This is a genomic window from Rhizobacter sp., from assembly GCF_035702065.1.
Taxonomy (GTDB): domain Bacteria; phylum Pseudomonadota; class Gammaproteobacteria; order Burkholderiales; family Burkholderiaceae_C; genus Rhizobacter.
On the sequence record NZ_DASSRA010000263.1, the window covers coordinates 1 to 11,270 of the forward strand.

14 protein-coding genes are annotated in these 11,270 nt (G+C 68.0%); 6 read left to right on the top strand and 8 right to left on the bottom strand.

The genetic code is table 11. From position 1 onward, the window contains the following. Both VFL64_RS12045 and VFL64_RS12050 read right to left on the bottom strand, forming a co-directional pair. The coding region (locus VFL64_RS12045; RefSeq protein ID WP_489540618.1) for an FAD-dependent oxidoreductase at window positions 1-798 on the bottom strand (798 nt) is incomplete at its 3' end. Then, window positions 798-1,415, bottom strand: coding sequence for a LysE/ArgO family amino acid transporter (locus VFL64_RS12050; protein WP_489540619.1), 618 nt, complete (start codon window positions 1,413-1,415; stop codon window positions 798-800). The genes VFL64_RS12050 and VFL64_RS12045, both read right to left, overlap by 1 nt. An 87-nt stretch (window positions 1,416-1,502) precedes the next feature. On the opposite strand from VFL64_RS12050, the gene VFL64_RS12055 reads away from it, so the two are divergent. Continuing rightward, on the top strand, window positions 1,503-2,417 hold the full coding sequence (locus VFL64_RS12055) for a LysR family transcriptional regulator ArgP (RefSeq protein WP_489540620.1): 915 nt from the start codon (window positions 1,503-1,505) through the stop codon (window positions 2,415-2,417). 6 nt (window positions 2,418-2,423) lie between these two features. Here the strand turns inward: VFL64_RS12055 and VFL64_RS12060 are convergent, their stop codons facing one another. Then, entirely contained in the window at window positions 2,424-2,594 is a 171-nt protein-coding gene (locus VFL64_RS12060) for a hypothetical protein (protein WP_489540621.1), read from the bottom strand. Between the two features lie 192 nt (window positions 2,595-2,786). Between VFL64_RS12060 and VFL64_RS12065 the strand changes: the two genes are divergently transcribed. Together VFL64_RS12065 and VFL64_RS12070 are read left to right on the top strand one after the other, a co-directional pair. Further along, window positions 2,787-2,993, top strand: a complete 207-nt coding sequence (locus tag VFL64_RS12065; protein ID WP_489540622.1) for a hypothetical protein — start codon at window positions 2,787-2,789, stop codon at window positions 2,991-2,993. A 72-nt stretch (window positions 2,994-3,065) separates the two neighbouring features. Next, window positions 3,066-3,695, top strand: a complete 630-nt coding sequence (locus VFL64_RS12070) for a TetR/AcrR family transcriptional regulator (protein WP_489540623.1) — start codon at window positions 3,066-3,068, stop codon at window positions 3,693-3,695. Here the strand turns inward: VFL64_RS12070 and VFL64_RS12075 are convergent. From VFL64_RS12075 to VFL64_RS12085, 3 genes are all read right to left on the bottom strand, one after another. Further along, window positions 3,665-4,420: a metallophosphoesterase gene (locus tag VFL64_RS12075; protein ID WP_489540624.1), complete on the bottom strand. Its 756-nt coding sequence runs from the start codon at window positions 4,418-4,420 to the stop codon at window positions 3,665-3,667. The two genes, VFL64_RS12070 and VFL64_RS12075, sit on opposite strands and share 31 nt — an antisense overlap. Window positions 4,421-4,431: 11 nt before the next feature. Next, the gene (locus tag VFL64_RS12080) at window positions 4,432-5,175 is read right to left on the bottom strand and encodes a UPF0149 family protein (protein WP_489540625.1); all 744 of its coding nucleotides are present in this window, start codon (window positions 5,173-5,175) and stop codon (window positions 4,432-4,434) included. An 83-nt stretch (window positions 5,176-5,258) separates the two neighbouring features. Then, window positions 5,259-6,227, bottom strand: a complete 969-nt coding sequence (locus tag VFL64_RS12085) for a LysR family transcriptional regulator (protein ID WP_489540626.1) — start codon at window positions 6,225-6,227, stop codon at window positions 5,259-5,261. Between the two features lie 140 nt (window positions 6,228-6,367). On the opposite strand from VFL64_RS12085, the gene VFL64_RS12090 reads away from it, so the two are divergent. Beyond that, the gene (locus tag VFL64_RS12090; RefSeq protein WP_489540627.1) at window positions 6,368-6,619 is read left to right on the top strand and encodes a hypothetical protein; all 252 of its coding nucleotides are present in this window, start codon (window positions 6,368-6,370) and stop codon (window positions 6,617-6,619) included. An 87-nt stretch (window positions 6,620-6,706) separates the two neighbouring features. Here VFL64_RS12090 and VFL64_RS12095 read toward each other — a convergent pair whose 3' ends face one another. Further along, entirely contained in the window at window positions 6,707-8,572 is a 1,866-nt protein-coding gene (locus tag VFL64_RS12095; RefSeq protein WP_489540628.1) for a phosphoenolpyruvate carboxykinase (GTP), read from the bottom strand. Window positions 8,573-8,849: 277 nt separating this feature from the next. Between VFL64_RS12095 and VFL64_RS12100 the strand changes: the two genes are divergently transcribed. Then, window positions 8,850-9,653: a substrate-binding domain-containing protein gene (locus tag VFL64_RS12100; RefSeq protein ID WP_489540629.1), complete on the top strand. Its 804-nt coding sequence runs from the start codon at window positions 8,850-8,852 to the stop codon at window positions 9,651-9,653. Between the two features lie 26 nt (window positions 9,654-9,679). Continuing rightward, window positions 9,680-10,261 (top strand): MOSC domain-containing protein, encoded by a 582-nt coding sequence (locus VFL64_RS12105; RefSeq protein WP_489540630.1) that lies wholly within the window; start codon window positions 9,680-9,682, stop codon window positions 10,259-10,261. Here the strand turns inward: VFL64_RS12105 and VFL64_RS12110 are convergent. Then, the coding region (locus tag VFL64_RS12110) for an alkene reductase (RefSeq protein ID WP_489540631.1) at window positions 10,262-11,270 on the bottom strand (1,009 nt) is incomplete at its 5' end.

The following is an 11,270-nucleotide window of genomic DNA, read 5'->3' on the forward strand; positions in this document are numbered from 1 at the left end:
CAGTGCCGGCGTGTAGGAGCCCATCGCGGCGACGAAGGCGTCGGCCTTGAGCCACTTGCGCTCGCCGCTGCGCATGTCGGCGACCTGCACGGCCTCGATGCCGTCGCCGCTCTTCTGCAGGCCCAGGATGTCGTGCTCGTAGAGGAAGCTCGCACCGCGCTGCTGGCACAGGCGCGCAAGCTGCTGTGTGAAGACACGCGCGTCGCCCGACTCGTCGCTCGCGGTGTAGGTGCCGCCGGCAATGCGCTCGCCAAAGCCGCGCAGCGCAGGCTCGACCTGCAGCACCTCGTCGCGCGAGAGCAGGCGGCGGTCCACACCATGGCGGCGCATCAGCTCCACGCCGGTGGCCGCGTCGTCGAAGTCCTGCTGGTTGGAAAAGAAGTGCAGGATGCCGCGCTCCAGGCGGTCGTACTCGATGCCGGTCTGCGCCACCAGGCTCTTCAGCGACTCGTGGCTGTAGCGGCCGAGCGCCACCAGCTGCGTCACGTTGCGCTCGAAGGCGGCGTGCGTGCACTGCGTGAGGAAGCTCAGGCCCCAGCGCCACTGGTGCGGGTCGAGCTTGGGGCGAAAGAGCAGCGGCGCGTCGTCGCGCAGCAACCACTTCGCCACCTTGAGCGGCGCGGCCGGGTGGGCCCAGGGCTCGCAGAAGCTGACCGAGATCTGCGCGCCGTTGGCGAAGCTGGTCTCGAGCGCGGCGTCGCGCTGGCGATCGACCACCGTCACCTCGTGGCCCTGCTCGAGCAGGTACCACGCCGTGCTCACGCCGATGATGCCGGCCCCCATTACGACGACTCTCATCACACGCCTCCCTTGAACAGCAACTGCGCCGCCACACTGAACATCACCACTGCCACCATCGCATCGATGGCGCGCCACGCCGCCGGGTGGCGCAACCAGCGCGATGCGGCCACGGCCCCGTAACCCAGCGTCACGAACCACATCAGAGACGCCAAGCCTGCACCCGCCGCAAAGGCGATGCGGCCGTCATGGCCATGCTGCGCACCCACGCTACCGAGCAGCACCACGGTGTCGAGGTAGACGTGGGGGTTGAGGTAGGTCAAGGCGAGCGTGCTGACCAGCGTGGCGGCCAGCGTTGCGTTGCGCGCGTCAGCCTGCACCAGGGCGCCATTGCCGCGCCAGGCGGCGAGCGCCGAGCGCAGGCCGTAGGCCAGCAGGAAGACCGCGCCGCCATAGCGGAACACCTGCAGCAGGAGCGGAGACGACTGGATCACGGCGCCCAGGCCAAACACGCCCAGGGCGATCAGCAGCCAGTCGGACAGCGTGCACACCACCACCACCGGGCCGACGTGTGCGCGGATGAGGCCTTGCCGCAGCACCAGCGCGTTCTGCGCGCCGATGGCGACGATCAGGCCGGCTGTCATCAGCCAGCCCTGGAAAAACGCGTGCGCAGTCATCTGCGGATTGTCGGAAGAGGTGGCGCGGAAGTGAAGGATGATTCATATTTCTCGTGCTTCATCAGAGCTGCTAATGAAAGACCCGCGATGAAAGACCTGGACCCCGCCGCGCTCGATTGCCTGGCCGCGCTGGCCGACGACGGCAACTTCGAACGCGCGGCGCAGCGGCTGTCGATCACGCAATCGGCCGTCTCCCAGCGCCTGCGCACGCTGGAAGCGCAGGTCGGCCAGCTGCTGGTGGTGCGATCGCGCCCGCTGCGCCTGACGGAGCCGGGCAAGGTGCTGCTGCGCTTTGCGCGCCAGCTGCAGGCCATGCGGGCCGACGTGGCGCACGAGCTCGGCGTGGACCCGAGCGCCGGGCAGCGCCTGCCGATCGCCGTCAACGCCGACAGCCTCGCCACCTGGGTGATGCCGGCGCTGGATGGCCTGGTGCACGACGGTGTGTCGCTGGAGCTGGTGGTCGACGACCAGGACTTCACCCACGACTGGCTGCGCCAGGGCGCGGTGCTGGGCTGCGTCAGCACGGTCAGCGAGGCGCTGCGCGGCTGCCGCGTGGTGCCGCTCGGCACCATGCGCTACACGGCGGTGGCCAGCCCCGGCTTCATCGACGCAGCGCTGCCCGACGGGCTGACTCGCGCCAACTTTGCGCAGGTGCCCTTCCTCGTGTTCAACCGCAAGGACGACATGCAGACGCAGTGGGTGTCGCGCGCCTTCGGGGTGCGGCAGCCGCGGCTGGTGGAGCGCTTCGTGCCCTCGTCCGAGGCCTACGTGCGCGCCGCGCTGATGGGCTGGGGGGTGGGCGTGGTGCCCGAACTGCAGGTGCGCGGCCTGCTGGAGGGTGGCGCGCTGGTGGCGCTCAAGCCCGAGGTGGGCTTGAATGTGCGCCTCTTCTGGCACCAGTGGCGCCTGGGGCCAGACGGTGCGGCCCCATCGGAGCGGGTGGCGCTGCTGGACCGGATCGGCGACGCACTCGCGGCCGGCGCCCGGGGCGCGCTGGCCTGAAGCGGCTCAGCGCCGGACGTTGGCGTGGCCGCCCACGGCGTAGCTGCTGATGTCGGGCAAGCCCGCGTCTTCGCCCGCCAGCAAGATCGCGCTCAGCAGGGCCGCCACCGCAGTGGCCCAGGTGAGCGCACGGATCGACGCCAGGTTCACGCCAGCCTCCTTGAATGCTCTCTTCAATGGGGCGAGAGCATGTTGCTATGTTGATCGCACTGCACAAAACCGTTGTGCGCCCCGCTCGAACTCCATTCATCGAACAGGGGTAAGTGCTCGCCCACTGCAAATGTACCGCCTGCCAGGGCCATATTCGCCCTTTGCCGATGGTGCCGGCACCGCACACTGGTTTCATCGTGAATGTGAGGGAGAGGCCCGATGAACCTGTTGCCTGGATTGAACTGGCTCACCGCCTTGACGGCCCGCCGTGCAGCGGAGGCTGCCGACAACGAGGCCCCCGACCCGGGTGACATGGGCACGGCCTTCGGTCTCGACGCCACGGCACCCGACCTGCCGGAACCACCGCCGAACACCAAGCCCGCCACACCCCTGGCAGACCGCCTGGTGCGCCGGCCGCGCCGCTGAGCGCCGGTTACCAATCAGTTCAACTCAGAACTGCTGCGTCTAATTTTGAGATGTGCCGCGTAGAATCGCGGCATGGCCAAGGTTTCCTTCCGAGAACAGGTGCTTCGCGTGCGCGAAGATGCCATCGTCGCCTCCGTCAATCGACTGCTGGCGGAAAAGGGCTTCGAGATGATGACGGTGGACGAGGTTGCCGCTGACGTCGGCATCGCCAAGGCCAGCCTGTACAAGCACTTCGCCTCCAAGGAAGAGCTCGCCGGCGCCGCCATGATCCGCGTGCTGGAACGCGCCCAGGCCTTCATGGCCACCCTGCCGGCCGAGGCGGCGCCGCTCGCCCAACTCAAGGCCGTGGCCCGCTGGACCATGCAAGTGCAGTTGGCCGGCGAGATGCCCTCGCTGCCCGCCCAGAACTCCACGCTGCGCGCCTCGCTGATGGCCAACAAGGCCTATCTCGACCGGCTGATGGAAGTCAGCGACCGGCTGGGCGAGTGGATCAACGCGGCCCAGGCGTCGGGTGCGGTGAACCCGCGCCTGGCGCCGGAGGTCGTGCTCTACACCCTGTTCGCCCGCGCCTGCGACCCGGTGCTGAGCCTGCTGAAGGCGGGCGGCCAGCTCAGCGACGAGCAGATCATCGAGATGCTGATCAGCACCTGCTTCGACGGCCTCTCCGGCGCTCAGACCTCGACCACGAACAGCCCGTCGTAACCTGCGGCCTCGCCCTTGCGGGCATGGCCGCGCGCGTTGCAGACCACGCGCGTGCGGCCCACGGTGTAGTCGTGCCGGCAATGCAGGTGGCCATGGATCCACAGGTCGGCCAGGGGCAGCAGGTCGTCGTCCGCATTGCAGAAGCTGGCGGTGCCCGACTGGCTGCCATAGCGCGGGTCGCCGCTGCGCAGGCTGGGGCCGAAGTGCGTGAGGGCGACGGTGGCGTCCCACTCACCCTGGCGCGCCAGTTCGTCGGCCAGCCAGGCGCGACAGGCCAGCGCCTCTTCGCGCACGGCCTCGGCGCCGAAGGGTTCGCCGTGGCGCGTCGAGCGCATCACGCGCATGAAGTAGCTGGCAGCGCGCATGGCCTTCTCGCGCTGCTTCTCGCCAAAGAGGTCGAAGTCGCACCAGCGGATGGTGGAGACGAAGCGGATGCGCCTACCGTCGCGCCCCGCGAGCACCAGGCTTTCGCGTTCGAGCAGGCGGATGCCGAGCTGCTCGCAGCGCGCACGCAGTTCGGGCCAGGTGCTGTCGAGTTCGCGGTTGTCGAACTCGTGGTTGCCAGCCACCAGGAGCACCGGCACCGGCCAGTCGCGGAAACGCTCCAAGGCCTGCCAGGTGCTGTCGATGTCGCCGCCCAACACCAGCAACTCGGCCGTGGGTGCGGGTTGAGGCTCGAAGTCTTCGGTTTCGAGGTGGAGGTCGGAAAGCAGTTGCAGGCGCACGAGGGATCGGCTCAGGTCGCGCCGTGGCACTGCTTGAACTTCTTGCCGCTGCCGCAGGGGCAGGGGTCGTTGCGGCCGACCTTGGGTGCCTCGCGCTTCACGGTCTCGACCTTGTAGCGCTGGTCGCGCGTGAGGTCATAGAGGTCGGCGACGGTGACGACGAGGTCTTCGATCGCGTCTTCCATGTCCTTCAGCGGGTGCTCGCGCTCGATCGTCTCGACGACTTCGCGCTCTTCGGCGGTCTCGGCCGGCAGGTGGCGGTACAGGCGGGCGAGTGCGGTCATCACCGCGTCGTCGGGCATTTCGGCGAGATCCGGGAAGCACAGCGTGGCGTGCTGGAAGCCCGCCACCCAGGGCATCAGCGCCTGCGAGATCTCGCTCAACCCGGCCAGCGGGTCGGGCTCGCCTTCAGGCGGCAGTTCGCGGGGGTGCTCGTCATCGAACTCGAGGATCAGCGGGTTGAACCAGCCGTCTTCGGCCATCGCGCGGTTGAGCGCACCGTAGCGGCGAAGGATGAGCGCGGTGGTGCGCTCGCGCCAGGCCGGGTCGGTGTCTTCGGGCAGCGGCGTCGCGTCGAAGTCGAACACATGCGGCAGCCAAGCCGCAGGCTCCAGCAGCAGGGGCTGCACCAGCACGCCGCACAGGAAGCCGTCGAGCATCACGGAGTCGACGGGCTGCAGGGGCTCGGGCGTCTCAGCGAGCAACTCGTCGAGTTCGGCGAACTCGGCGTCGGTGAGGTCGGAGTGGGTGGACATGTCAGTACCGCCCGGCCGCCCGAAGGTGCTGACGCGCCCCCTCGGGGGGCAGTGAACGAAGTGTGCTGGGGGGTTGTTTCATGTCAAGCCTTGTGGAGGGGAGCAGGCGGCATTGTCGCGCCCATGTGCGGCTGCGACGCTTCTGCCAAGCGCGCCCGCAGCCATTGGTGGCTGCTGACGCGGTCATGGCGCATGTGCCACATGGCCTCCACGTGGATGGGCGACATCGCGAGCGGGATCGGCCGCTCCACCAGCTGCGACTGGTAGCCGGTGGCGTCGACGAAGGAAGCGGGCAGCACCGTCAGCAGGTCGCTGCGCGCCACCACACGGCCGGCGGTGAAGAACTGGTTGACCGTCAGCACCACGCGGCGCGAGCGGTTGATGGCCGCCAGCGCCTGGTCGACCAAACCATGCGGCCGCCCGGAGAAGCTCACCAGCAGGTGATGGGCGGCACAAAAGGCGTCCAGCGTCAGCTCGCTCTCGGCCAGCGGGTGGCCGCGGCGCATCACGCAGACGTACTCGCTCTCGCCCAGACGCTGGTGGTGCAGCGCGCTCTGGCGGCCGCGTGTGGCCAGCTCGGCGATGGCTTCTGGGAAGTAGCCAACGGCCACGTCGGCATCGCCGCGCTCCAGCAGCGCCCGCGGGTCGCGCGTGGTCAGCGGCAGGACACGCAGGTTGACGAGCGCTTGCCGAGCCTCGATGTGGTCGATGAGCGGCGGCAGCAATACCGCGGCCGTGGCGTCGGCCATGGCGAGCCGGAAGCTTGTCGCGTCGCGCTGCGGGTCGAACTCGCCTGGGTCCAGTACCGCGCGCAGCTGGCCAAGAGCGGCTTGCACCTCGGGCCACAGCTTTTCGGCGTAAGGCGTCGGGACAACACCATGCGTCACGCGAGTGAGCAGTTCCTCACCCACCGATTCCTTGAAGCGGCGCAAGGCATTGCTCACCGCCGGTTGGGTGAGCGACAGCCGGGCGGCGGCGCGCGTGAGATTGCGCTCGGCCATCACGGCGTCGAAGACGCGCAACAGATTGAGGTCCAGGGTCTGGAAGTTCATGCGCGATGTTGTACCGAGAAATATTGCTCATGAATATCTCCCGTTCGCAAAAGTGATTGGACTTTCACTAGTGGAAACCCTAGTATCACTCCCAATGCAGCCCCAAACGGTGCCGCAGAGATGCCCCGAAGGAGCACAACATGACCACCACGACCATCAGCCTCCAAGTCCCGCAGAGCCGCACGGCTCCCCGCTACGCAGCCCTGTTCGGCGAGCTGTTCGCTTCCGCGATCGCCCTGCTGACGCCGCGTGGCACGCAGGCACCGCGCTATCCCTCGCGCGAAGCGGCCCGGGTGCGCGCCATGGCTCACCGGTACGAAGGCGCTGATCCGCGCTTCGCCTCCGAGCTGTATGCCGCGGCCGACCGCCACGAGATGCTGTACGGCGACTGATACCCCGCCGCTTTCCAGCAGACAACAAAAAGCCCGCTTGTCGCGGGCTTTTTTGTGGGCCTCTTTGTAGGCCAACTGATCGGGAAATCAGGCGGCCAGGCGTGCTTCCAGCTTCGCCTTGGTGGCCGTCAGTTCGGCCGGCAGGTGGTAGGCCAGCTGGGTGAACAGCTCGGTGTGCAGGTCGAATTCGGCGCGCCAGGCGGCGGCGTCAATGTTGGTGACCTGGTCGAACTGCGCCTGTGAGAAATTCAGGCCCTTCCAGCTCAAGTCCTGGTAGCGCGGGCTGATGCCAAAGAGGTTCTCGACGCCCTGGCCCTGGCCTTCCACGCGCTCCAGCATCCACTTCAGGACGCGCATGTTCTCGCCGTAGCCCGGCCAGACGAACTTGCCGTCGTCTCCCTTGCGGAACCAGTTGACGCAGTAGATCTTCGGCAGCTTGCCGCCTTCGGCCTCGATCTTCTTGCCGAGGTTCAGCCAATGCTGGAAGTAGTCGCTCATGTTGTAGCCCATGAAAGGCAGCATGGCGAACGGGTCGCGGCGCACCACGCCCTGCTGTCCCGCGGCGGCGGCGGTGGTTTCGGAGCCCATGGTCGCGGCCATGTAGACGCCTTCGACCCAGTTGCGCGCCTCGGTCACCAGCGGCACGGTGGTCGAGCGGCGGCCGCCGAAGATGATCGCGTCGATCGGCACGCCGGCGGGGTTGTCCCACTCGGCATCGAGCGCCGGGTTGTTGGTGGCAGCGACGGTGAAGCGGGCGTTGGGGTGCGAAGCCTTGGCGCCAGTCTCCTTGGCGATCTGGGGTGTCCAGTCCTTGCCTTGCCAGTCGATCAAGTGGGCCGGCGGGGTGTCGGTCATGCCTTCCCACCACACATCACCGTCATCGGTGAGCGCCACGTTCGTGAAGATCACGTCGCGCTTCAGACTGTCCATGCAGTTCGAGTTGGTCTTGGTGTTGGTGCCCGGCGCCACGCCGAAGTAACCGGCTTCGGGGTTGATGGCGTACAGGCGGCCATCCTTGCCGGGCTTGATCCAGGCGATGTCGTCGCCGATGGTCGTGACCTTCCAGCCTTCGAAGCCGGCGGGCGGGATCAGCATGGCGAAGTTGGTCTTGCCACAGGCGCTGGGGAAAGCGGCTGCCACGTGGTGCTTCTTGCCTTCGGGGCTGGTGACGCCCAGCAACAACATGTGCTCGGCCAACCAGCCCTGGTCGCGGCCCATGGTGGAGGCGATGCGCAGGGCCAGGCACTTCTTGCCCAGCAGCGCGTTGCCGCCGTAGCCGGAGCCGTAGCTCCAGATCTCGCGCGTCTCGGGGTAGTGGACGATGTACTTGGTGGTGTTGCAGGGCCAGGCCACATCCTTCTGGCCGGCCTCCAGCGGGGCGCCCACGGTGTGCACGCAAGGCACGAAGACGCCGTCTTCGCCCAGCACGTCGAGCACGGCACGGCCCATGCGCGTCATGATCTTCATGTTGACGGCCACATAGGGGCTGTCAGACAGCTCGACGCCGATGTGCGCGATCGGCGAGCCGAGCGGGCCCATGCTGAACGGCACCACGTAAAGGGTGCGGCCCTTCATGGCGCCCTTGAAGAGGGCGGCGTCGCCGGTCTGCAGCAGCTCGCGCATCTGCGACGGGGTCATCCAGTTGTTGGTGGGGCCGGCGTCTTCCATCTTCTCGCTGCAGATGAAGGTGCGGTCTTCGACGCGCGCCACATCGCTCGGGCTGCTGCAGGCGAGGTAGCTGTTGGGGCGCAGCTCGGGATTGAGTTTCCTGAAGGTGCCGGCCGCGACGAGCTGGGCGCACAGGCGGTCGTACTCTTCCTTGCTGCCGTCACACCAGTAGACGTCGCGCGCTTCGGTCAGCGCGGCAATCTCGGCCACCCAGGCTACCAGCCGGGCATGTTTGACATATGCGGGCACGTTCAAGCGCAGCCCCTCCATCACGGGTCGGTTCATGGTGAGTCCAATCATCAAAGTTAAAGCGGAATCGGGCGAGCCTCGCGCACCTGCAACGGTGGTTTCGAGGGGCTCGCCCCATGCCGCTTGCGCCTGATTTGGAGAGCACGCAGACAGCTGAAAAAGATTGTCATGCCAATGTAATCGCGTCGTAACCACCGGGCTCCAGGGGGTCATGCAAACTTTGCATACCACCATGCCCGCCTCGTGTGAACTTGTTCCGCACTGCAGGGCAAGGGGTGTGCCGCGCGCCTGGGAGCCCCCTAAGATCGGCGCCATGACGCTCGATCGCCGCTCGCTCCTGGCCGTGCTGGCCGCCACTTCCGTTGCGCCGCTGGCGCAGGCTGCACAACGCAAGTCCCTGGCCGATCCCATGCTGCTGGGCGTGGAACAGGCCTTGTGGGACTCGGGGCTGGCGAGCCAGTTCCAGAAGTCCTTCGGCAAGGACACAGGGGTCGCGGTCCAGCTGGTGCCGGGCTACAGCGCCCCGTTGCTGGAGAAACTCGAACGCGGCGAGGTCGATGCCGCCATGACGAATGCGCCCGAGCAGGAGGCCGCGCTGGAGAAGCAAGGCCTGGCTCACGACCGCCGGTTGGTGGCCACGGGCGACTTCGTGCTGGTCGGCCCGCTCGAAGGCACGGGCAAGAAGGCCAAGGATCCGGTGGGCGTGCTCGGCGAGCGCGACATCGCCGCCGCCCTGGCCAAGATCGCCCAGGCGCAGGCACGCTTCATCGGCCCGGTCATCGGCAGTGGCGCCTACGTCAGCACGCTGGCGCTGTGGCGTGCCGCCAAGGTCGCCCCTGCCGCGCCCTGGTACGTGGACGGCAAGGGCAGCGTGCTGGACCAAGCCCAGGCCGAGAACGCCTACGCGCTGGTGGAGCGCGCCCTGTGGCTGGCGCGCGCCCGCAAACCGCTCGCGCTGATGGTCGAAGGCGATTCGCGCATGGCGACCGAGGTGCACGTGATGCGCTCCTTCCGCGTCAACCACCCGGCCGCCAAGCTGTTCGGGCAGTGGGTGTCGGGGCCGCAGGGCCGGCGCGTGGCCGGCAGCGTGCGCGGATGGCGGCCTGCGCCCGTCTGACATGAACCTTGCGGCATGATCCCCCCATGCCGCACACCCTCCTCAGCGTCAACATCAGCCTCGCACGCGAAGTCGAGATCGGTGGCCGCAAGGTCATGACCGGCATCGGCAAGCGGGCCACGCCGCTGCCGGTCGCGGTCAAGCCGCTGGGCCTGGAAGGCGACGAGCAGGCCGACCTCTCCGTGCACGGCGGCCTGTCGAAGGCCGTCTACGCCTACCCCAGCGAGCACTACCCGTTCTGGCAGACCGTGCGCGCTCAGGCCAAGGTAGCGCTGTGGGACGAAGCCCTGCCGCCCGGCGCGATGGGCGAGAACCTCACGATCGCCGGCCTGCTGGAGAACCAGGCCTGGATCGGCGACGTGCTGCGCTTCCCGCACTGCGAACTGGCGGTGAGCGAGCCGCGCTTCCCCTGCTTCAAGTTCAACGCTGCGATGGGCTTCAACCAAGCCAGCAAGCTGATGGCCGCCAACGGCTGGTGCGGCTTCTACCTGGCCGTGCGCGTGGCCGGCACGCTGCAGGCCGGCGAAACCTTTGAGCTGATCCCCGGCCCACGCGAGGTGGGCATCCAGGAGCTGTTCAAGTCACGCCTGGCCGCGCACAAGCGCTGATCAGGCCAAAGCAGGATAGTCCGTGTAGCCCTCGGCCCCACCGCCATAGAGCAGCGCTGGCTTGAGCGCATTCAGCGGCGCATCGTCCTTCAGGCGGCGCACCAGGTCCGGGTTGCTGATCAAGGGGCGGCCGAAGGCCACCAGGTCGGCCGCGCCGCTGGCCACCACGTCCATCGCCATCTGGCGGTTGTAGCCGTTGTTGACCATCCAGGCACCCGCCGGATGGGCTGCCTTGTAGAGGCGGTGCAGCACCTCGTAGTCGAAGGGCACCACGTCGCGTGCGCCACCGGTCTGGCCTTCGATCAGGTGCAGGAAGGCCAGCTTGAGCGGCGCCAGCTGCTCCACCACGTGGGTGAACAGCGCCTGCGGCTGGCTGTCCTGCCCGATGTCGTTGCTCGGCGTGACGGGGCTCAGGCGCAGGCCGGTGCGGCCGGCGCCGATCTCGCCCACCACGGCACGCATCACCTCGACCAGCAAACGCGCGCGGTTCTCGATCGAGCCGCCGTATGCATCGGTGCGGTCGTTGACGCTGTCGCGCAGGAACTGTTCGAGCAGGTAGCCGTTGGCGCCGTGCACCTCCACGCCGTCGAAACCGGCGGTGATGGCGTTGCGCGCGGCCTGCCGGTAGGCGTCGATCAGGCCCGGGATCTCATCCAGGCGCAGCGCGCGCGGCTCCGAGGTGTCGGCAAAGCCGCCGGCGATGAAGGTCTTGCCCTGCGCGCGGCGCGCGGTCGACGACACCGGCGCCTGGCCGTTGGGCTGCAGCGAGACGTGCGAGATGCGGCCCACGTGCCACAGCTGGATCACGATCTTGCCGCCGCGCGCATGCACGGCGTCGGTCACTTTCTTCCAGCCGGCGATCTGCTCGGGGCTGTGGATCCCCGGCGTGTCGAGGTAGCCCTGCCCTTCGGGGCAGATCTGGCTGGCCTCGGTGACGATCAGGCCGGCGTCGGCGCGCTGGGCGTAGTAGGTGACAGCCAGGTCAGACGGCACTTGGTTCGCCGCCGCG